Source organism: Pseudomonas fluorescens, assembly GCF_902497855.1.
GTDB classification, from domain to species: Bacteria; Pseudomonadota; Gammaproteobacteria; order Pseudomonadales; family Pseudomonadaceae; genus Aquipseudomonas; species Aquipseudomonas fluorescens_BI.
The window spans coordinates 115,629-135,714 of the sequence record NZ_CABVHU010000002.1; the positions used below are offsets into that span (position 1 = coordinate 115,629).

The following is a 20,086-nucleotide window of genomic DNA, read 5'->3' on the forward strand; positions in this document are numbered from 1 at the left end:
TCGCACACTTTGTGGGAGCGAGCCTGCTCGCGAATGCGTTGGCACATCCAACACTTCTATTGACTGACGCACCGCTTTCGCGAGCAGGCTCGCTCCCACAGGGTTTTGCGAGAGTAAACATCACACAGCACCTTCCAAGACTCACGTGGCATCCCTTGCACAGAGTTCCGACAGCATCCGCAGTCGGCGCCTGGGTTCGGCGACGAACGGATTGCGCTCGTCCCAGGCATACCCGGCAAGAATCGAACTGATCATGCGGCGGATGTCCGGCGAGCCGCCCTCATGATAAATCACATCCTGGAAGGTGCCGGCGTACCAGCCTTCGACATAGCAACGAAAGGTGTCGACGCCACGCTTGAGCGGTGCGGCGAACTCGGTTTGCCAGTCGACGCTTTCGCCTTGCAACTGACGGTGTAGCACCGCAGCGGCCATGCTTGCCGAACGCATGGCGATGGTCACCCCGGAGGAGAACACCGGGTCGAGGAACTCGGCGGCGTTGCCCAGCAAGGCAAAACCCGGCCCGTGGAGGGTTTTGACGTTGGCCGAATAACCGCCAATGGTTCGCGCCGGGGTATCCCACACGGCGTTGTTCAGCACGCCGGACAGGCTTGGGGTTTCATCGATGAACCCGCGCAGGCAGTCGTCGAGATTCTCGGTACGGCCTGCGAAATGTTCGGCTGCCGCCACCACGCCTACCGAGCAACGGCCATTGCTGAAAGGAATGGTCCAGAACCAGATGTCGCGATGGATCGGATGGGTGGTGATGAGGATTTTTTCCCGCTCGAAAGCCGGGTGGTCGATATGGTCTTCGACGTGGGTGAATACCGCCTGGCGCACCGGAAAATTCGACGGCGCCTCAAGATCGAGCAAGCGCGGCAGCACCCGACCGTAGCCGCTGGCATCGAGCACGAAATCGGCCTCGACGCGGTACTGGCTGCCGTCTTCGCGAAGCACATCGAGTTGCGGTTTGGCCAGGGTGAAATCGGCGCTGACGATCGCTTCGCCGTAGCGCACTTCCACGCCCTGGAGTGCCGCCTGATCGGCCAGCAGCTTGTCGAAGTCGGCGCGCTGGACCTGAAAGGTGGTCGGCTTGCCGTTGCCGAAGGTGTCACCGAAATCGAAGGCGCTGTAGTGCTCGCCCCAGGCGAATGCGGCACCGTTTTTCAGCTGGAACCCGGCGGCGTTCACCGCCTCGAGCATGCCGGCTTCCTCGACGAAATCCAGGCAGTGGGACAACAGGCTTTCACCGATGGAAAACCGCGGGAAATGCTGGCGTTCGATCATCAGCACGTCGTGGCCTTTGCGCTTGAGCAGCGCGGCGGCGATGGCCCCCGAGGGCCCCGCGCCGATCACCACAACCTGACGACGTTCCATTTCAACTGTTGGCACTGGAGCTCCTTGCCGGGACGGCGATGTTCAAGCGGGTTCGATGCATGCCGGCGAGCGCCGGCAGCAGTGTGGCGATCAGGCCCATTACCATCAGCGCAAAATACAGCGCCGGGCTGATGAGTTGTTGTTGCAGCAGCAGGTTGAGAAAGACGATCTCGCTCAAGCCACGAATATTGAGCAGGATACTTTCCCGCCAGCGGCTGGCGCCTTCAAACGAGGCGCCGGCCCAGCCGAGGCCCAGCCAGTTGCCCAGCAGCTTGCTGATGATCGGCAACAGCAGCAGTGCCGTCAGTTGCACCCAGCCGAGGCTGGTCAGGGCCGCGTGGACGTTGATCTGCACGATGCCGAACGTGAGGATCAGCGGGATCGCGATATACGTCTGTACGTGACTCAGCCAGATCACCGGCAACGGCAGCACCAGCGGCACCTTGAGCACGGCCATGCACAACAGGTAGCCAATGCCGACAATCAGTGCATTGAGCTTGAAGTGCTCTGCGGCCACCAATAGTGCGAAGAAGCAGACGCTGTGCAACAACGGTTGGCGCAGGCGCAGCAGGCGCAACAGTAAGGGCAGGCAGGCCGCGGCCAGCGGCAGCAGCAGGCTGCTCAGGTGCAGGCTGCCCTGGGCGATGGCGAACAGGGTCCAGCAGGTGAGATCGATGAGGATGGCGGTCTGTACCAGGCGCCGGGTGGCGGCAGGCGGGTATTGGATGTGCCGCAGGTACAGATACAACACCGGAATGGCGGTGATGGCGAACAACAGGCCGACCGCCAGGGAACTGATCCAGGGTTGCGGCGGTAGCAGCCAGACCGCTGTCCCGAGCCCACAGGCGAATGGAATGCAGAAGCTTGGCAGGGCGATTTTCAGGCTCTGGCGGTCGAGCCGCAGGTCGATCACGTCGCTGAGAATATGCCCCAGGAGCAAGGCAAAGCTCAGGCTGTAGAGGTTTTTCAGCCAGGCCGGCGCCACCAGGGCGGCACCGCTCAATTGCCATTGGGGTTCGATCCAAAAGAACATCAGCAACGGCAGGCCGAAGGTGGCCAGCAGCAACTGGCTGACGATCGGGATCACGCCGAAGTGCCGACCGACACGAGTGGCCACGGCGAACAGTACCAGGGCCATGAGCCAGAACAGGACGACCATCATGCTGCCGGCTCCGTGACCGCGACCGCATGGACCTGGCGTCCAGCCCAAGGTGCGAGGAGGAAACTGAAGGCCAGGCCGAGGCTCACCGACAGACCGAAGTTACTCACGGCCGGCGTACTGGACACCGCCAGCAGCCCGAACGACAGCCAGGTGGTCACCGCCGCCAGCAGGGTGCCCAGCAGGCTCACGGCGACGCCGCCGACCTGTTCGCGCATCAGGATCGCGTAGTCGACGCTGATGGCCGTGACCAGCAGCAGGCCGAACAGGCTGAACAGCGTCAACGGCTGCCCGAGCCAGCCAAGACTGGCCAAGCTGCACAGCGCCGCCAGCAGTGGCAGGGCGACGATACGCAGCGCGCCACCCAGGCCGAACGGCAGGATCAGTACCAGCACGATCAACACGCAGGAGGCGAGTTTCAGTTCCGCGGCACTGACCTGGGTATCGGCGAAGACCTCGTTCAATTCGCCGAGGCGATCCACCAGTTCCACGCCGGGCAAATCCATCGCCTGGACCCGCAACAAAGAAGGGTTGTTCAGGCCTTGCAGGCTGACCAGCGCCGCTACGCCGTCATCGATGGGGCCCAGCCACAGGGCGCGATAAGGTTCGGCCAAAGGACCGACCAGCGCCGCGTCGATGTCTTCGATCGGCAGCGCCTGCAACCTTGCCAGTTCGCCTTGCAGCGCTGCAGCCGGCACACCGAGGTCGAGCAAGGGTTGCCAGAATTGCGTCAGCTTGTTCAGCGCCTCACGCACCCGCACCTGTTCGCTGGGCGGGCTGACCAGTTGATTGAGTGACAGATAACCCTGGAGTTTTTCCAGGTTGACCAGTTGATCCAGCCGCTCGCCCAGCGCTGCCTGGCGTTCCAGCAGTTGCTGTTGATTGGCTGCGCGCACCAGGAAGAACTGGCTGGTGGGTTGATAACCGGTGATGCGCGCAATGGTCTGGGCTTCGTCGGTCAATTGCTGCGGTGCGCCGACCCACTGGCGAATATCGTTGCGGGCCTCGAGCTGCAACAGTCCGCCCACACAAAAGGCAATCAGCAGCGCCAGCAACACCGGGGTGCGCGCAATGTTCAGCAGCGCTTCACGGCGATCCAGCAAAAATTCGGCGACTCGCAGCGGCCACTGCGCCGGACGCAGCTCGACACCTTTGAGCAGCGCCGGCAACAGGCACACCGCGCACAGGTAGGCACCCACCAGACCGGCGGCGGAGAACACGGCAATCTGGGTCAGTGCCGGGAACGGCGTCCAGGCCAGGGCCAGGTAGCCGATACAGCTGGTGATCAGGCTCAGCGTCAGCCCCGGCAGGGTCAGGCGCAACGCCGGCCAGCTGTGCCAGGGTTTGAGGCTCCAGCTCTTGGACAGGTAATGCAGCGGGTAATCGACAGCGACGCCGATCAGGCTGGAGCCGAGCACCAGGGTCATCACGTGCATGTGCCCGAACATCGCCACGCAGGCCACCGCACCGAACAGCATGCCCACCAAGACCGGCACAAACGCCAGCAACACCCGCCAGCGCCGGAAGGCCAGCAACAGCAGCAACAGAATGCCCGCCGTGGCGCCGCCGCCGACCCAGGTCATTTCCCGGGTGGCTTGCCGTTGACCGCTGGCGGCGTAGAGCAAGCCACTGGCAGCCAGCAATTGCACGTCGGCCTGTGCGGCTTGTTCCCGGCCCTGCTGGAGCAGATCGGCCACTTGCAGCGGCAGGTTCATGTCGAAGGCGTTGCCGGTGGTCCGCGCCCGCAGCAGCACCCAACTCTGGCCGTCGGCATCGGCCACCAGCGCACCGCTGCCGATGTCCAGTTGCACGGAGCCGTGTTGCGGCTGGCTGTTCTGGATGCGCCCGGTCAGGCCCAGCCAGTCATCCTCACTGGGCACCAGGCTGAAGCCGGTGAAGGGGTCGAACAGTGCCTGGACCCGTTGCTGGATAAACGCATCGGGGTGCTCGATCAATTGTTGCCGATCCGTCGCCGAGAGCATCGCCAGGCGACCTTGCAGCAATTGCGTACGCAACGCCGGCAAATCCGCCTGCAGGTTCCACTGGACCTTCTCGAACAAGCCGCTGGCCTGCCACTGCTCACCCAGCGTCTGTGCCATGGCGATGGCTTGCGGACGATCCTTGTGGCCGACCAGCACCAGCATTTCGCGGTTCAGCGGTTCTTGCATGCGTTGCTCGGCGCGCAGTTCCAGCGCATCCGGCGCCGTGCCCGGCACCAGTTCCATCAGGTTGGCCGACAGCGGTGCGCCGTCACGCCATTGCCAACCGGCGAGCGCGAGCACCGCCAGCAGCAGGATCAGAAACAGCCACGGCAGCTTCCGTTCACTCGGCAAAATCATGTTGCTCCGCTTCGCTCAATGGTTGAGCGCTCGTGCTGTCCAGCATGCGCAGCAGCGTGCTGTCGCCCTGGGTTTCGAGCAGCTGGATGCTGTGCACCAGTTCACCGCCGGTGATGTTGATCTGATTGAACACCTGCTTGAGCAGCATCGAGCGCGGCACCAGGGTCAGTGTCCAGTTCTGTGCGTTGCCGCTCAGGGACAGCTCGAAGTCCCGTTGCAGTCCGCTGCTGTCACCTTGCAGCACGGCGAGGAACAAGCGATTCTGCTCGGCGCCGGCACTCTTGCCGGGCAGCATTTGCCAGCCGCTGGCGTCACGCCGGGCAATGCCCTTGGCGTTGATGCGGTAATCCTGTTGCAGCGGAGTTTTCAGCAGCCACAGCAGGCCCTGATTTTTCGCCAGGACAAAGGTGCCCTTGCTGGTCAGCGGCTGGGGCAGGGCGCGCAGGTGTTTTTCTTGGATGAAGTTGCCATGGATCACATCAGGCTTGGCCAATTGATCGCTGAGCTGTTGCAGATCGAACGCGCTGGCCAACCCCGGAATACCCAGCAACACGCAAAACACTGTAGGAGCGAGCTTGCTCGCGAAAAACCTGAGAGCGCTGCGGAATGTCAGGCGCCCAGCGTCATCGTTAACGATCATCGCGGCGGTGCGGCGATCCGACAAGCCCGCTCCCACAGGAGAGCGCGAGTGGCAGTAAATCATGGCAGAGCCCTCTCTACGGCGTCGGTGAACACCTTGGGCGAAGCCAATTGCATTTCGCGACTGCCCATGTCGACGGCCACCTGAACCGAGCTGGCACGGGTCAGGCGTGCGCCGGAGTGCAGATCGCTGATCAGGTAGCTGATCTTCAGACGGTTCTCCCACTCCACCAGGTTGGCCCGCACATTCAGCTTCTGGCCGAACACGGCGCCGCGCACATAGCGCAACTGCAAGTCGATCACCGGCCAGGCGTAACCCGAGGCAACCATGGCGTCGTAGTTGTGGCCGATCTTGTCCAGCAGCGCACAACGGGCGACTTCCAGGTATTTGACGTAGTGGCCGTGCCAGACGACGTTCATGGTGTCGACGTCAAAGAACGGCACGAGGATTTCCGTATCGGCATGAAGCACGCCCTTGCTACGCATGCAGCCTCCAGTGTTGTTCGGCGATACGTTTCAGGCACAGGCGCAATTCACCCTCCAGGGCACGGTCTTCGATGACCGGCGCAAAGTCCTTGGCCAGTTCTTCGTGCATGGCGGCCAGCGCGGGTGGCAACGGACGCGCATTTTCAGCCATGCCGCGCAGCCAGACGCCCTGGTTGGCCGCCAGCAGCGTGGCGGCGGCCACCTGTTCGGTCAGCTCCAGCACGCGGATCGCGTCCCGGGCGGCAATGGTGCCCATGCTGACCTTGTCCTGGTTGTGGCATTCGGTGGAGCGGGAGAAGACGCTGGCCGGCATGGTGTTTTTCAGCGCCTCGGCCGTCCAGGCGCTGGTGCCGATCTGCACCGCCTTGAACCCGTGGTTGAGCATCGCCCGGTCGGCGGTGGCGCCGGACAGGTTGCTCGGCAAGCCGTGGTTGTAACGCTCGTCCACCAGCAGGGCGAGTTGACGGTCGAGCAAGTCGGCGACGTTGGCCACCAGGTTTTTCAGGCTGTCCATGGCGAACGCGATGTGGCCGCCGTAGAAGTGCCCGCCGTGCAGCACGCGTTCGGCTTCGGCGTCGATGATCGGGTTGTCGTTGGCGCTGTTGAGCTCGATCTCGATGAACGAGCGCAGCCAGTTCAGGCTGTCGGCCAATACGCCGAGGACGTGGGGCGCGCAACGCAGGGAATAACGGTCCTGCAGGCGATGCAGCGGCGCGGTCGGCGCGTCGATCGCCAGGTCCTTGCGCAGCCAGGCGGCGACTTGCATCTGCCCCGGGTGCGGTTTGGTGGCAAACAGGCGCTCGTCGAAATGTTCCGGGTTGCCTTGCAGCGCGACCACGTTCAGCGCGGTGATGCGGGTCGCCAGTTGCAGCAGGTAATCGGCGCGGGCAAAGGCCAGGCACGCCAGACCGGTCATGACCGCGGTGCCGTTCATCAGCGCCAGGGCTTCTTTCGGGCGCAGTACCAGCGGTTGCCAGCCAAGTTCGCGGTGCACGTCGGCGGCTTGTCGACGTTCACCGCGGAACATCACTTCGCGCTCCCCGGACAAGGTCGCGGCCACATAGGACAGCGGCGTCAGATCACCGCTGGCGCCCACCGAGCCCTCTTCCGGGATCAGCGGCAGGATGTCGTGTTCGAGGAAGGCTTGCAGGCGTTCCAGCAGTTCCACGCGCACCCCGGAGACCCCGTGGCACAGCGACTGCAAACGCGCCGCCAGTACCGCGCGAGTGGCCTGGGCATCGAGCAGTTTGCCCAGGCCGCAGCCGTGGAAGGTGTACAGGTGACGGGGCAACGCCTCGACGTGATGCAGCGGTACCGCGACCACGCAAGAATCGCCATAACCGGTGGTCACGCCGTAGATCACCCCTTCCTTGTCCAGCAGGGAGTCGAGGAAGCGCGCGCCCTTGGCGATACGCTCGCGGTACGCGAGGTCGCTTTGCAACTGCGTCGGCACCTGACGGTTGGCCAGGGCCAGCACGTCTTCGATGCGCAGAGGAAGTTCGCCGAAGGTTACCGGCTCAAGCGTTGACGTCGTCATCGGTCTTCCAGAAAGGGTAAAAGTTGAACCATTGTTGGGGCGCTTGCAGGCAATAGTGACTCAGGCGTTCGGCGTAGCGGGTCGCCCACTGATGAATGACCTGCTCGCGGTCGCTGCGCTTCCACACCACGGCCTGGGCGAACGGTTCGAGGGTCACCCGATATTGGCCCGTCGGCTTTTTCAGGCACATCAGCAGATTGATCGGGCATTTGAGCAAACCGGCCAGCAACCACGGGCCCTGAGGGAACGCGGCTTGATGGCCGAGAAAATCCACGGTCACGCTCCGTCCGCCGTGCAGCGGCACGCGGTCGCCGGCGATCGCCAGCCATTCGCCGCGTTCCAGGCGCTCATGCAGTTGCAACATGATGACCGGGTCGAGCTCACTGACCTGGATCAGCCGCAGGTTGGTCGCGCCCGCTTCACCCAGCAGGCGATTGAATTGCTCGGCATGCTTGGTGTGCACCAGTACGTTCATGGTGACCTTCTCGCCGATTTCCGCCAGGGCGCGGCAGACCTCGAGGTTGCCCAGATGCGCACCCACCAGCATCTGCCCGCGTGTACCGCGCAATTGATTACGCAGCAGCGCCGGGTCGATGATTTCGATCTGCTCGATGCTCAGCTTGCCATTCCACACATCGAGCTTGTCGAGCATGGAATCGGCGAAGGCCATGAACTGGCCGAACACTCGCCAATGGGTCGGGCGCAGTTCAGTGCGACCGCTCCAGTCGGCGAGCCGCTGCTGATATTGCCAGGCACTGTGGCGGGCGCTGCGTCCGAACACAAAAAAGTACAGGACGATGCCGTACAGCAGCGGGCTCAACAGTCGACGGCCAAGCACCCTGGCGCCGAACGCCGTGAGCTTCATCAGCCAGAAACTGCCGCGCTCCTGGCGGTCGGCCCAGTGTTGCCGGTCTGCGTTCATGCTCGCCACCGCCGCCAGAGGATCATCGGGGCCCGCACCAACATGCCGAAGAACAGGCGGGTATGCATGCTCGTTATCAGCACGTTGTCGCGAAACAGGCGGAAATGCGAGACGCCGTCCAGCGGGTAGTGAACCCTGGTTTGCAGCCACTGCATCGGCTGGTTGCGCCAGGCCAGGCGTACCAGGATGTCCGAGTCGAAGTCCATGCGCTTGCCAATCTTGGCGGTGTCGATCAGTGCCAGGGTCGGCGGCAGCGGGTAGAGGCGAAAGCCGCACATGGAATCGCGGATCTGCAAGGACAAGGTGTTGATCCAGACCATGACGTGCGTCAGGTAGCGGGCGTACAAGCGACCTTTGGGCACGCTGGCATCGTACTTGGGATAACCACAGATCACCGCCTCGGGGTGCAGGCGCGATTGTTCGATGAAGGTCGCGACGTCCTGCAGGTCGTGCTGGCCGTCGGCATCCACCTGCAAGGCATGACTGAACCCCAGGCGCGAAGCTTCGCGAAAGCCGGTCATGACGGCGGCGCCTTTGCCCTGGTTGGAGGCCAGGCGGATCAGGAACACCTTGTCGCGCCGGGCCAGCCGATCCAATACCGCGGCACAGGCCTTGTCGCTGGCATCGTCCACCAGCAGGCACGGCAAGCCGCTGGCGAGCACGGCATCGACCACCGTGGTGATGGCGGTTTCGTGATTGTAGACCGGGATGACGGCACAGGGGTTATGCACTTGCAGCCTCCAGCAATATCCGCCCGCTGGAACAGGTAGCGGTCTCATTGCGATAGGCGAAATACAGCTTGCCCCGTGCCGGGTCAAAGCGCAGGTGCAGTTGGACTTCATCCCCCGGGCGCACCAGTTGCTGGAATTTCAGCACTTCCATGCCGGCGAATTTTGCCGGCAGGTCCATCAATTGCTGGCCCAGCATAAGCGCCCACTCCACCTGCACCACGCCGGGCAATACCGGCGCCTGGGGGAAATGGCCGCTGAAGTAGGCGAGGTCCGGTGGCACCGCCAGTTGCAGGCTCCACTCGCCATCGACTTCGACCTGTTCCAGCACCTCTGGCGCCTTTGGCCGCGGCGCCAGCAGCAGGGCTTCAACGTCGGCCTGAGGCAATTTGCCTTGGGCGTTCAGCGGCAGTTGCCGCAGCAGGCGCCAACGGCGTGGCAGGGCAAGGGCTTCGCAATGCAGGCTCAGATGCTCACGCAATACTTGCGTGAGAGTACGTCGGCCTTGATTGCGCAAGGCATGCAAGCCCTGTTCGCTGAGCACCAGCAGCACGCCTAATGAGGCACGGTTTTCCTGAACCACGCCAAGGCGCGCTTCGGCGACCCACTCGTGGTCCATCAACGCCTTTTCCAGCATCGGCAGCGAGATGCGTTTTTCTTCCAGTTTGACGATCCGGTCCAGGCGCCCGAGCAATTCGAAGCGGCCATCGCCTGCGATTCGTGCGGCATCAGCGGTGTGTTCGATATGACCGGGCGGCAAGTAGGGCGAGGCCACGAGCAGCGCACCGTCGCTGTCCTGGCTCAACTCGAGGCCGGCAAAGGGCTGCCAGAGATCCTGTCCCTGCCGCCAGGCGATGCCACCGGTTTCCGAGCTGCCGAAAATTTCCGTCGGCCACTGGCCCAGGCGGTCGTGCAGGCTTTGAGCGGCCTCGGCCGGTAATGCGCCGCCGGAGGAGAACACCCGTCGAACCGCGCTCAAGGCCGGCCAGTCGAGATTGTCGCCCATGCGTTTGAGCAGCGCCGGGCTGGCGACCCAGGCGAACGCCGAGTGTTCGCGGCTGGCGCGCTGCAAATCCTCCGGAAACGCCAGTTGCTTGCGCACGAACGGGCGCCCGGCGCACAACGGCCACAACACCCGGAACAGCAGGCCGTAGATGTGCTGGGTGGCAACGCTGCCGATGAGGCAGGCCTCACCCAGGTCGGCGCCCCACAGACGTTCCAGCGCTTCGACTTCATTGGCCAGCTGGCGCAGGCTTTTGTCGATGCGCTTGGGTTCACCGCTGGAACCGGATGTGCACAAGCTCAGCCGGCAGCGATCCAGGTCCAGCATGCCAGCGTCCAGTGGCGAATGCCGATAATCGCTCAGGCACGCGTCGTCGGCCTGATCGGTCAGCCACAGATCGACTTCCTTCAACCAGCGCTGGCGAGTCTGGGCTTGCAAGTCGGCAGGCAGCAGCACGCCGACCCCGGCACGCCAGGCGCCGAGCAGGGTAATCGCCAGGTCGGCGGCGTCTTCGAGGTGCACGGCAATGCGCTGCACACCCTGGGCTTGCAGGCCGGCGGCCAGGCTCAATGCCTGCGCGCTCAATTGCGCGTGAGTCAGCGCCGGCCCTGCCGTCACGGCACGTTCCGGTTGAGCCTTGAGCAACAGGTGCTCAAGTTTTATCCAATTCATGGGTGGCCTCGTAACCGTTGTCGCAAGAGCCATTCAATGGCAAACAGCAGGCCCATCAATCCGTAGGAAATCAGGCCGGTGTACAACATCCACCAACTCAACGGCGCCCAGAGGGTCAGGGCGGCGGCCAGCAAACCGTTACAAAGGAAGAACACACTCCAGGCGATCGTCACCTGGCGGGTATAGACAATCGCTTTCGCCGGCAGTTGCGGTTCACGCATGCGCGCCAGCCGTTCGACCATCGGCGGGCCGTATTTAAGGCTCAGCCCAAACAGCCCGAGCATGAACGCGCTGATCAGTACCGGGTACCAGCGCAGCAACAGCGGGCTGTCCGACAGCGCCAGCAGCAGACAAAAGGCGATCGCACCGATCGCCATCCACAGGCTGCCTGGCTTGCGCGCACCGAGCAGGGCCCGGGCCAGCCACAGGCCGCCCAGCAGCAGGCCGAACTGCCACGGGGCAAAATGCTCCATGCCGAAATACACCGCAAAGGGGTACAGCAGGCCCGCCAGCAGCAGGCCAAGGCCGATCAATCGACTCATGCGGCCGGATGAACCAGGCGATAGACCGCCTCGACCACGTCGCTGACGGTACGCACCGATTTGAATTCTTCGGCGGCGATTTTCTTGCCGGTCTGGCGTTTGATGTGATCGATCAGGTCGACTGCGTCGATGCTGTCGATTTCCAGGTCCTGGTACAGGTTGGATTCGAGGTTCACACGCTCGGGATCCAACTCGAACAGTTCGACCATGGCATCGCGCAGGGTGTTGAAAATTGCTTCACGAGTTTGCATGGTCCGGTCTCAAGCTGCCTGTTTTGCAGTGACGAACGCCGCGAGGCTCGCCACGTTGCTGAAGTGATTGCGCGTGTCCTTGGCGTCGGCATCGATCTTGATGCCGTACTTTTTCTGGATCGCCAGGCCCAGTTCCAGGGCGTCGACCGAATCCAGGCCCAGGCCTTCGCCAAACAGCGTCTGGTCATCGCCGATGTCATCGGCGCTAACGTCCTCGAGGCCGAGGGCGTCGATGATCAGTTCTTTGATTTCACGGTGTAGTTCGCTCATCTTCGGCGAGCTCCTTGATAAAGTAATGATGCAGATAATCGTTGAGCTTGCGTGACGCCTGAGGAGCAGGGCCCAGCGCAGCGAAGGCTTGTGGGTCTATATCGGCCCCGACACGGAAACTGAAGTGCACGCGACGTTTGGGGATCCGATACCAGGGCTCAGCCTTGGTCAATGTGGTGGGGCTGACCTTGATGATCACCGGGGTGAGGATTTTCGCACCGCGCAACGCGATCGCCGCGGCACCCCGATGAAAGGCCGGCGCGTGGCCTGGCCGGGTGCGCGTGCCTTCGGGAAAGATGATCAGGGTCTGGCCACTTTTCAGCGCATCGGCAGCGGCATCGAGCATGTCCATACTGCCATCGTTGCTGATGTATTCAGTGCGGCGCAGCGGATCGCGGGTAAAGGGGTTCTCCCAGAGGCTTTGCTTGACCACGCAATTGGCATGGCGCACCAGGCCGATCAGGAACACGACGTCGATCAGCGACGGGTGATTCGCGATGATCATTTGCCCCGGTCGACCGAGCTTTTCAGCACCCTGGATGTCGTAGGTCAGCACACCGGTGCGGGCCATGAATCGGACGAAAAACCAGAAACATCTACTGACAGTTTGCCGTGCCCGCAAGCGATGCTTCTGGGCATCGCCGGGCAGGCAGCTCAGCAGCGGGAAAACCACCAGGCGCAGGCACACCCCGCCCAACCCGAACAGGGTGAAGCTTGCAGCGGTAGCCAGCAGGCGCCAGTAATAGGCGTCGCGGTTTTTATCTGTTACAGGTTGCGTTGCCAGGTCCATACACGATTTTTCCAGGCATGTTGGCAGGTGGTCTGCTGGCCGAGCAGGGTACGCAAGAGATCCAGGGCATGGGGCCAGCGAGCTTTGGACAACTCATCCGGGTTGCTGTTCAGGGACAGCTGCCAGTCATTGCCCGGGGTAATCAGCAGGCCGACCGCGTAAGGGAACGGCACATCGTCGATCCAGGTGGAATAGGCGTCGGGTGGCTGCTCTTCGGTAACCACCAGCAGGACTGCCGACGCCCCTTCGCCAAGCAATGCCGCGGCCTCTAGCATGCCGTGTTCAAGGCCGTCGCCGGCTGCCGCGAGGGCCGTCATTTCACTGGTTTCGCCACGCATGATCGACCACAGGCCGATCACCGCGTTGTGCACCGACAGGCTGAACTGGGTAGGGGACAGCGGTTGATCGGTCGCCAGTTCGCTGAGAATTTCAAAGGTGCGCGGGGTTTCGCCGTGGCGGGAAATAAAGACCAACGGCAAGTCCTGACGCCCCTCGGCCAATGACCAGCCAACACTGAATGCCATACGCGCCAGGCGGCTGAGTCGCCGGCGCTGCATGGCCGGTAGAAAAGAGACGTCGGGGGCGGCATCGCTGCCCGGGAGCACGACCGGTTGTCGGCACCAGGCCTGCCAATCGTCCACGCTTTCGAGCCCAGGGGCCCACGCGCGCCATTGGGCGATGTTGAAGTTAATCACAGACATTCATCCCGCCCCTGCGGGGCTTCCTTGACGCGGTGAATCGCAAAAACAGCGACAGACGCTACCGTGGCGCATTACGCCGAGTGGCGCGCATTATCGCGGTGCGGCGAGCCCGTAGCAAATGCTGGTTACATTTTGCTCAACAACAGCAGCGGTGGTCACGCTTCGAGCTGACGTATGGCCATTATCCATCGTGCGGCGGGCCTGTCTGTCGGCTCAGTTGGCGATCAATGGATGATTTTTCGGCTTTTTCATCGAGAGATCGCACCTGACTCTGTAGTCCCTTTACCGGCGAGGTAGCTAAGCAGCGCCGTGGGCTACTACACTCGTCATTCTTTGATACACGGAGGTTTTGACATGCGGCGCGTGGTGTTCAATCAGAAAGGTGGCGTAGGCAAATCGAGCATTGCCTGCAATCTGGCGGCGGTCAGCGCCAGCGAGGGTTATCGCACCTTATTGGTGGATCTCGATGCCCAGGCCAACTCCACTCAGTACCTGACAGGGCTCACCGGCAATGACATCCCGATGGGCATTGCCGATTTCTTCAAGCAGACGCTGTCTTCCGGGCCGTTCTCGAAAAAAAGCCGGGTCGATATCTACGAAACCCCGTTCGACAACCTCCACGTCATCACCGCCACGGCCGAGTTGGCTGACTTGCAGCCCAAGCTTGAGGCCAAACACAAGATCAACAAGCTGCGTAAATTGCTCGAGGAACTGGACGGCGAATACGACCGCATCTATCTCGATACGCCGCCAGCATTGAATTTTTATGCGGTTTCGGCATTGATCGCCGCTGACCGCGTGCTGATCCCCTTCGATTGCGACAGTTTCTCGCGTCAGGCGCTGTATGGTCTGCTGGCGGAGATCGAAGAATTGAAGGATGACCATAACGAAGGGTTGGAAGTCGAAGGCATAGTCGTCAACCAGTTCCAGACCCGGGCCAGCCTGCCCCAGCAAATGCTCGATGAGTTGATTGCCGAAGGTTTGCCGGTGCTGCCGGTGTATCTGGGCAGTTCGGTGCGCATGCGTGAGTCGCATCAGGCCAACACGCCGCTGATCCATCTCGATCCGCGGCACAAGCTGACCCAGCAGTTCGTCGAGCTGCACAGCCTTCTCGAAAACAGCTGAGTCCTGCAAACAACACCGAACCACTGTGGGAGCGAGCCTGCTCGCGAAGGTTTCACATTCAACATATTTGTTGACTGGACTTCCGCTTTCGCGAGCAGGCTCGCTCCCACATTTGACCGCGGTGTTATCAGATCCCCTGGCTACGCAACCAGCTCATCAACTGCGGCAACGGGAAGGCCCCGCTCTGGCGCGCCACTTCCCGGCCGTTCTTGAATAGAATCAGGCTCGGGATCGAGCGAATCCCCAACTGCGCCGACAACTGCTGATTCGCCTCGCTGTCCAGTTTCGCCAACCGACACTTGCCTGCCAACTGACTGGCGGCCTGCTCGAACACTGGCGCAAACGACTTGCACGGTCCGCACCAGTCCGCCCACACATCCACCAGCAGCGGCAGATCACCCTTGATCTGACTGGCGTAATCGCTTTGCTTCAATTCGAACGGTTTGTCGAGTAGAACCTCGGTCTTGCAGCGGCCGCATTTTGGATGATCGTTGAGGCGTTCCGCGGGGATACGGTTAAGTCCGTTGCAGTGGGGGCATGGGATAAGGAGTGGGTCAGACATGGTCAGCTCTTCGAAAGTTGGCAGTCAATGCAATGGATCTGGTGGCAAAGGCCCCGTTTATCAAGGCAGACAGGTGTTCGCAGGGGGCCTTGCTGGCCTTTACGACGAGCAACTGATCTCCAGATGCTTGCCCCATTCCGGTGGCCGCTCGGCGTAACTCTGCATTCCCGGCTGTTCCTCGAAAGGATTGCTCAGCACTGCATGCAGGCGACGAACTTCTGAATAGTCACCACCTTCCGCCGCATCGATGGCTTTCTGCGCCAGGTAGTTGCGCAGGATGTAGAGTGGATTGACTGCATGCATCCGTGCGCGGCGCTGTTGTTGATCAACCTCGCCTTCACGGGCAACCCGGGCGACATAGCGTTCACCCCAGGCATCAAAGCCTTTGATGTCGACGAAGTCATCGCGCAAGCGGGCGAGCGCCTGCTCAGGTAATTCTTCCCCCAGGCGGCGAAAGAACAGGCTGTAATCGACGCCGCTGTTCTGCATCAGTTGCAACAGCTGTTCCAGCAATTTCTGGTCATCTTCCTCAGCGGTGGTGAAGCCGAGACGACGGCGCATCAGGTCCAGGTAGTGGGCCTGGTACAGCGGCAGGTACAGGCCGAGGGTTTCGCGCAGGGCCTCGACACTGATGAATGGCGTCAGGGCCTGCGCCAGGGCGCTGAGGTTCCATTGGCCGATGGGTACCTGGTTGCTGAAGGAATAACGGCCCTGGTCATCGGAGTGGTTACAGATGAAGTGGGCGTCGAAGTCGTCGAGGAAAGCGAACGGGCCATAGTCGAAGGTGATGCCCAGGATCGACATGTTGTCGGTGTTCATCACGCCATGGCAGAAGCCATAGGCTTGCCACTTGGCGATCAGCTCGGCGTTGCGTTCGACGATTTCGCGGAACATCGCCAGATACGGTTCGGGTTGTTCCAGGCACTCCGGGAAGTGCATGGCCAGCAGGTAGTCGCCGAGTTCTTTCTGCTTCTCCGGGCGTTTGGTGTAGTAGAAATACTCGAAATGGCCGAAACGCACATGGCTCGGTGACAGGCGCAGGACCATGGCCGCACGTTCCTGCTTCTCGCGCCAGACCGGGGTGTCGGAGCCGATCACGCACAGTGCGCGGGTGGTCGGGATATTCAGGGCGTGCAGCGCTTCGGAGGCGAGAAACTCGCGGATCGATGAACGCAGCACCGCGCGTCCATCGCCCATGCGTGAAAAAGGTGTCTGGCCGGCGCCCTTGAGGTGCAGGTCCCAATGCTCGCCGGCCTGGTTGTACACCTCACCCAGCAACAAGCCGCGCCCGTCGCCCAGCTGGGGGTTGTAGGAACCGAACTGATGACCGGAATAGACCATCGCCCTCGGAACCGCGTCGGCCCAGAGCTTGTGGCCGCTGAACAGCTCGGCGAACGCCGGGGTTTGCGCCTCGGCCGGGTCGAGGTCGAGCAGGGTCATGGCGGCGGGGCTGGCCACCACCAGGCGCGGATTGTCGATGGGCTCGGGCAGCACATGGACGGAGAACGTATCGCCCAGGCGGGCGAAGCGGTTATCGAAGGTCAGTTCGTCGAGGGCTTTCAAGGGCCATCTCCAGCAGAATGTCCGAGCATTCTGCTAGGGATAGGCCGGTTAGTCGAGCTTGGCGGCCGGCGGCTCTTGAGGCACTTGACCCTCGGTCTTGGGCACAATGGTTTTGGCTTCCGGCTCGATCGGCACCATTTTGTATTCCTGTCCCTGGATGTTCTTGAGGTAGACCTCCATCTGCCGGAACGAAATGTTGATGTGCTGCTTCTTGAATTCGCGGTTGATGAAGCGGTTGACCTCGTCGAGCACCGGGTTACGGTCACCGAGGTCACGCACATGCATGCGCAACTCGTGGTCGAGGGTGCTTTCGCCGAAGTTCAGGAAATACACTTGGGGTTCAGGCTCTTTGAGTACCCGCGGGTTTTCCCGGGCAGCCTTGAGCAGCAGTTCCTTGACCAGGTCGAGGTCCGAACCGTAGTCGACACCGAGCTTGAGGGTCACCCGGGTGATAGTGTCGGTCAGGGACCAGTTGATCAGTTGCCCGGTAATGAACGTCTTGTTCGGGACGATGATGTCCTTGCGGTCGAAGTCGGTGATGGTCGTGGCGCGGATGCGAATCTTGCTGACCGTGCCCGACAGGTTGCCGATGGTGATCGTGTCGCCGATTCGCACCGGGCGTTCGAACAGGATCATGATCCCGGAGATGAAGTTGGCGAAGATCTCCTGCATGCCGAAACCCAGGCCCACCGAGAGCGCCGCCACCAGCCATTGCAATTTGTCCCAACTCACGCCAAGCGTGGACAAGGTCGAGACGAAGCCGATCCCGGCGATCACGTACGACAACAACGTCGTTGTCGCATAGGCACTGCCCTGGGCCAGGTTCAGTTTCGACAGTACAAACACTTCGAGCAAGCCCGGCAGGTTACGTGCAAGCGCAAAGGTGATGCCGATGATGATCAACGCGCCGAGCATGTCGCCGATGCTGATCGGCACCATGCTCATGTTGGCGCCGGTGCCGCTGGTGTATTCGTAGAGGGTGATGTTGTCCAGGTACGAGAACACCGAGATCAGGTCGGACCAGACCCAGTACAGCGCCGCCATGAACCCGCCGAGCAGTGCCAGGCGGATCAGGCGCAGGGACTGTTCGTTGACCTTCTCGATGTCCAGGGCGGGCTCTTCGATCACGGCTTCGCCGTCGCCCGCTTCCTTGGCGGCCTGGCGTTTGGCCAGGGCACGCTGGTAGGCCAGGCGCCGCGCCGCAACACTGAGGCCGCGCACGAAAGTGGCTTCGATCACCAGCCAGAACATCAGCAGGTAAAGGGTGTTGATCAATCGGTCGCTGAGTTTCAGTGCGGTGTAGTAGTAGCCGAAGCAGACGGCCACGAACAGAGCGATTGGCAAGGCGGTGAACAGGATGGCCACGGCCTTGCGGAACAGTGACGCGTTCTGATGGGTCGGGCTGCTGGTCAACAAGCGGCTGAGCAGCCAGGCCATCAAGGCGTAGCAGGTGAGCACCACCGGCATGCCGAGCACGTCGTCGGCCAGCCCCGCCGGTTGCAGCTCGGCGACGGCCACCACCGCGACCAAGGCCATTACCACCAGCCCGAGCCGGCGAATCCAGCCCTGGAGGAATTCAACCTGGGGCTTTTCCCAACGGAAATGCAATTCGGCCACGCCGCCGGGGGCGAGGATCCGGTAGGCGGTGTAGAACACCAGCCAGGCCTGGGCCATCTGCAGCAGCGCCGCGCCCATGTTGGCGTTCTGCCCGCGAGCGTCGATCTGCAAGGCCAGGCCGCACAAGGCCAGGCCGAGGGCGACCGGCATTGCCAGCAAAATATTGATCAGGATCGCTTGAGGGGTGTGCCACTGGCTATCGCGCTTGAAGTGGCCGATGTCCTGGTGAACCTTGTTCAACTTGGCGTACAAACTCGTGCGCCGCCACAGCAGGGCGCCGATCAGCAGCGCCAGTGGCAGGAACAACAGCGGTCGCTGGGTCAGGCCGTCGGTCAATTCACTCAGGCTCGAAGACCACGGCAGTGTGGTCACTTGTCGTTGCAGGCGCTCCGGCACGGCGCGGATCCATTCAGGATCAAGCGGCTTGTTGCTGGCAATCCAGAACATCTGCTCATCCAGCGTGGCCCTGAGACTTTGCGCGGTGCTGAGCAGTTGTTTTTGATTGAGTTGCAGCGTGATGGATTCGTTGAGCACCGCGCTCAGTTCGCGGTTCAGTCGCTCCAGCAGGTCGGCGCGGGTGAGGGCCAGTTCCATCAGGCTCTTGCGCAGCTGCGGGGTGACTTGCTCGGGCGGCTGGGCCGCCAGCAGGTTATCGACGTACGTTGCCGGATTGCTCAACAGTTCCCGCTGCTGGCTGACTTCGAACTGATACAGGCGGATGTCGGCGATCTGGTCGGCCAGGTCGCGGTCGACCTTGAGGTGCGGCAGGCCCTGCTTCTGCTTGTAGAGAATCTTGGAGAGCAGCAGGCTGCCCTTGAGTACGTTGATCTGCTCGTCCAGGGCTGAATCGCTCTGGGTCACGTTGTCCAGTTGCTGTTTGGTCTGCAGGTTCTGCTGGGTGACTTCGTTGAGACGGTCGGTGCTTTTGAGCAGGTAGTCCGAGAGTTTCAGGTTGGCCGCACTTTCGGTGGCCAGCAGAACGCTGCCTCCGGACTTCTGCGCTTCGATGGACTGCTGGGTCACCGTCTCCTGGGACTGGGCCAGGCGTTTCTGGCTGATCAGGTTTTGCAGCTCCTGGATTTCCCGTTCCAGGCGGTCGGATTTCTCCGAGAGCAAATCATGCTGGCTGTTGCCCAGATCCTGCAGCTGACTGTTGCCGGCCAGTTCCTGGCGACGCAGGGGGATCAAGGCATTGAGCGCCGCGAGTTCGGCATTGAGCTGGTCGCGTTGCTCGCCGCTCAGGGTCTTGCCGTTTTCTTTGCCGGCCTTGAGGATGTTGTTGATCTGCTGGATACGTGTCTGGCTGGCGGAGATTTCCGCCTGGGCGCGCTCGGGACGGGTTTGGGCGGTAATGACCAGGCTGTTGGCGTTGGCCAGGGCTTTTTGCAGATCGCTTTGCTGGGTCGAGCGTTCGGTCAGCAATTGCTCCAGCTGCTGAATCGACTCTTTGGCGTAGCGCTGCGCCACCGGCACCACGCTGGTGGCCTTGAGGCGAGTCAGTTCGCGTTGGTTCTCGATGTTCTGCTTTGGCGCGGTGGCCAGTTGTTGCTTGAGCTCAACCAGCTTCTGTTCGTAATCACGCTTGTTGGTGAGCTGGGTCAGGATGCTTTGCAGAATGCTCTGCAGGGCTTTTTGATCGGCCTCAGGCAGTTTGCGCTCGGCGATCTTGTCCAGGTTGGCCTGCACGGCTTCGCTGGACGGTGGCTCGGCCGCTTGCAATGTACCGACAGAAAGACTCAAGCCCAGCAGGGCCGTGACGAAAAAGGAGCGCAGGGTTGACATAGAGACCGATCGAAAACAAGGCGA

The 20,086-nt window shown here is 62.0% G+C and carries 18 protein-coding genes; 1 reads left to right on the forward strand and 17 read right to left on the reverse strand.

Translation table 11 applies throughout. The annotated features are described in order from the left end of the window. Positions 1-141: 141 nt before the first annotated feature. The 14 genes from F8N96_RS05485 to F8N96_RS05550 are packed head-to-tail and all read right to left on the reverse strand — an operon-like array spanning position 142 to position 13,413. Entirely contained in the window at positions 142-1,389 is a 1,248-nt protein-coding gene (locus F8N96_RS05485) for an NAD(P)/FAD-dependent oxidoreductase (protein ID WP_150796951.1), read from the reverse strand. After that, a complete protein-coding gene (locus tag F8N96_RS05490; protein WP_150796952.1) occupies positions 1,376-2,536 on the reverse strand; it encodes a sodium:proton antiporter in 1,161 nt (386 codons plus the stop codon). The genes F8N96_RS05485 and F8N96_RS05490 overlap by 14 nt, the downstream gene beginning before the upstream one ends. Continuing rightward, a complete protein-coding gene (locus F8N96_RS05495; protein WP_150796953.1) occupies positions 2,533-4,872 on the reverse strand; it encodes an MMPL family transporter in 2,340 nt (779 codons plus the stop codon). The genes F8N96_RS05490 and F8N96_RS05495 overlap by 4 nt, the downstream gene beginning before the upstream one ends. Beyond that, complete coding sequence (locus F8N96_RS05500; RefSeq protein WP_150796954.1) at positions 4,856-5,575, reverse strand: outer membrane lipoprotein carrier protein LolA; 720 nt, start codon at positions 5,573-5,575, stop codon at positions 4,856-4,858. Before F8N96_RS05500 ends, F8N96_RS05495 begins: the two co-directional genes overlap by 17 nt. Next, positions 5,572-5,997 (reverse strand): acyl-CoA thioesterase, encoded by a 426-nt coding sequence (locus F8N96_RS05505; RefSeq protein ID WP_150796955.1) that lies wholly within the window; start codon positions 5,995-5,997, stop codon positions 5,572-5,574. The genes F8N96_RS05500 and F8N96_RS05505 overlap by 4 nt, the downstream gene beginning before the upstream one ends. Then, positions 5,990-7,534 carry an HAL/PAL/TAL family ammonia-lyase gene (locus F8N96_RS05510; RefSeq protein WP_150796956.1) on the reverse strand — a complete coding sequence of 515 codons (1,545 nt, stop codon included), beginning with the start codon at positions 7,532-7,534 and terminating at the stop codon, positions 5,990-5,992. The genes F8N96_RS05505 and F8N96_RS05510 overlap by 8 nt, the downstream gene beginning before the upstream one ends. Continuing rightward, positions 7,515-8,456 (reverse strand): glycosyl transferase, encoded by a 942-nt coding sequence (locus F8N96_RS05515; protein WP_150796957.1) that lies wholly within the window; start codon positions 8,454-8,456, stop codon positions 7,515-7,517. Before F8N96_RS05515 ends, F8N96_RS05510 begins: the two co-directional genes overlap by 20 nt. Beyond that, complete coding sequence (locus tag F8N96_RS05520) at positions 8,453-9,187, reverse strand: glycosyltransferase family 2 protein (RefSeq protein WP_150796958.1); 735 nt, start codon at positions 9,185-9,187, stop codon at positions 8,453-8,455. The genes F8N96_RS05515 and F8N96_RS05520 overlap by 4 nt, the downstream gene beginning before the upstream one ends. Continuing rightward, positions 9,180-10,859, reverse strand: a complete 1,680-nt coding sequence (locus F8N96_RS05525) for an acyl-CoA synthetase family protein (RefSeq protein WP_150796959.1) — start codon at positions 10,857-10,859, stop codon at positions 9,180-9,182. Before F8N96_RS05525 ends, F8N96_RS05520 begins: the two co-directional genes overlap by 8 nt. Continuing rightward, positions 10,856-11,401, reverse strand: a complete 546-nt coding sequence (locus F8N96_RS05530; protein WP_150796960.1) for a hypothetical protein — start codon at positions 11,399-11,401, stop codon at positions 10,856-10,858. The genes F8N96_RS05525 and F8N96_RS05530 overlap by 4 nt, the downstream gene beginning before the upstream one ends. Further along, positions 11,398-11,652 carry an acyl carrier protein gene (locus tag F8N96_RS05535; RefSeq protein WP_150763444.1) on the reverse strand — a complete coding sequence of 85 codons (255 nt, stop codon included), beginning with the start codon at positions 11,650-11,652 and terminating at the stop codon, positions 11,398-11,400. Before F8N96_RS05535 ends, F8N96_RS05530 begins: the two co-directional genes overlap by 4 nt. A 9-nt stretch (positions 11,653-11,661) precedes the next feature. Beyond that, entirely contained in the window at positions 11,662-11,922 is a 261-nt protein-coding gene (locus tag F8N96_RS05540; RefSeq protein WP_150796961.1) for a phosphopantetheine-binding protein, read from the reverse strand. Next, entirely contained in the window at positions 11,903-12,712 is an 810-nt protein-coding gene (locus F8N96_RS05545) for a lysophospholipid acyltransferase family protein (protein ID WP_150796962.1), read from the reverse strand. Before F8N96_RS05545 ends, F8N96_RS05540 begins: the two co-directional genes overlap by 20 nt. Beyond that, positions 12,688-13,413, reverse strand: a complete 726-nt coding sequence (locus tag F8N96_RS05550; protein ID WP_150796963.1) for a beta-ketoacyl synthase chain length factor — start codon at positions 13,411-13,413, stop codon at positions 12,688-12,690. Before F8N96_RS05550 ends, F8N96_RS05545 begins: the two co-directional genes overlap by 25 nt. 354 nt (positions 13,414-13,767) lie before the next feature. Between F8N96_RS05550 and F8N96_RS05555 the strand changes: the two genes are divergently transcribed. Continuing rightward, positions 13,768-14,538 carry a ParA family protein gene (locus F8N96_RS05555; RefSeq protein ID WP_150796964.1) on the forward strand — a complete coding sequence of 257 codons (771 nt, stop codon included), beginning with the start codon at positions 13,768-13,770 and terminating at the stop codon, positions 14,536-14,538. A 127-nt stretch (positions 14,539-14,665) separates the two neighbouring features. On the opposite strand, the gene trxC is transcribed toward F8N96_RS05555, so the two are convergent. The 3 genes from trxC to mscK all read right to left on the reverse strand — a co-directional run bounded on the left by trxC (position 14,666) and on the right by mscK (position 20,062). Further along, on the reverse strand, positions 14,666-15,100 hold the full coding sequence (gene trxC / locus F8N96_RS05565; protein ID WP_150796966.1) for a thioredoxin TrxC: 435 nt from the start codon (positions 15,098-15,100) through the stop codon (positions 14,666-14,668). 99 nt (positions 15,101-15,199) lie between these two features. After that, a complete protein-coding gene (gene selO, locus F8N96_RS05570) occupies positions 15,200-16,663 on the reverse strand; it encodes a protein adenylyltransferase SelO (protein WP_150796967.1) in 1,464 nt (487 codons plus the stop codon). A 48-nt stretch (positions 16,664-16,711) separates the two neighbouring features. Then, positions 16,712-20,062, reverse strand: a complete 3,351-nt coding sequence (gene mscK, locus F8N96_RS05575; RefSeq protein ID WP_150796968.1) for a mechanosensitive channel MscK — start codon at positions 20,060-20,062, stop codon at positions 16,712-16,714. Positions 20,063-20,086 lie beyond the last annotated feature (24 nt).

Bases quoted from the DNA above. Each gene is read 5' to 3' on its own strand.
- F8N96_RS05490 (WP_150796952.1), bottom strand. From the start codon at position 2,536: ATGATGGTCGTCCTGTTCTGGCTCATGGCCCTGGTACTGTTCGCCGTG.
- F8N96_RS05495 (WP_150796953.1), bottom strand. From the start codon at position 4,872: ATGATTTTGCCGAGTGAACGGAAGCTGCCGTGGCTGTTTCTGATCCTG.
- F8N96_RS05500 (WP_150796954.1), bottom strand. From the start codon at position 5,575: ATGATTTACTGCCACTCGCGCTCTCCTGTGGGAGCGGGCTTGTCGGAT.
- F8N96_RS05505 (WP_150796955.1), bottom strand. From the start codon at position 5,997: ATGCGTAGCAAGGGCGTGCTTCATGCCGATACGGAAATCCTCGTGCCG.
- F8N96_RS05510 (WP_150796956.1), bottom strand. From the start codon at position 7,534: ATGACGACGTCAACGCTTGAGCCGGTAACCTTCGGCGAACTTCCTCTG.
- F8N96_RS05515 (WP_150796957.1), bottom strand. From the start codon at position 8,456: ATGAACGCAGACCGGCAACACTGGGCCGACCGCCAGGAGCGCGGCAGT.
- F8N96_RS05525 (WP_150796959.1), bottom strand. From the start codon at position 10,859: ATGAATTGGATAAAACTTGAGCACCTGTTGCTCAAGGCTCAACCGGAA.
- F8N96_RS05530 (WP_150796960.1), bottom strand. From the start codon at position 11,401: ATGAGTCGATTGATCGGCCTTGGCCTGCTGCTGGCGGGCCTGCTGTAC.
- F8N96_RS05535 (WP_150763444.1), bottom strand. From the start codon at position 11,652: ATGCAAACTCGTGAAGCAATTTTCAACACCCTGCGCGATGCCATGGTC.
- F8N96_RS05540 (WP_150796961.1), bottom strand. From the start codon at position 11,922: ATGAGCGAACTACACCGTGAAATCAAAGAACTGATCATCGACGCCCTC.
- F8N96_RS05545 (WP_150796962.1), bottom strand. From the start codon at position 12,712: ATGGACCTGGCAACGCAACCTGTAACAGATAAAAACCGCGACGCCTAT.
- F8N96_RS05550 (WP_150796963.1), bottom strand. From the start codon at position 13,413: ATGTCTGTGATTAACTTCAACATCGCCCAATGGCGCGCGTGGGCCCCT.
- F8N96_RS05555 (WP_150796964.1), top strand. From the start codon at position 13,768: ATGCGGCGCGTGGTGTTCAATCAGAAAGGTGGCGTAGGCAAATCGAGC.
- trxC (WP_150796966.1), bottom strand. From the start codon at position 15,100: ATGTCTGACCCACTCCTTATCCCATGCCCCCACTGCAACGGACTTAAC.
- mscK (WP_150796968.1), bottom strand. From the start codon at position 20,062: ATGTCAACCCTGCGCTCCTTTTTCGTCACGGCCCTGCTGGGCTTGAGT.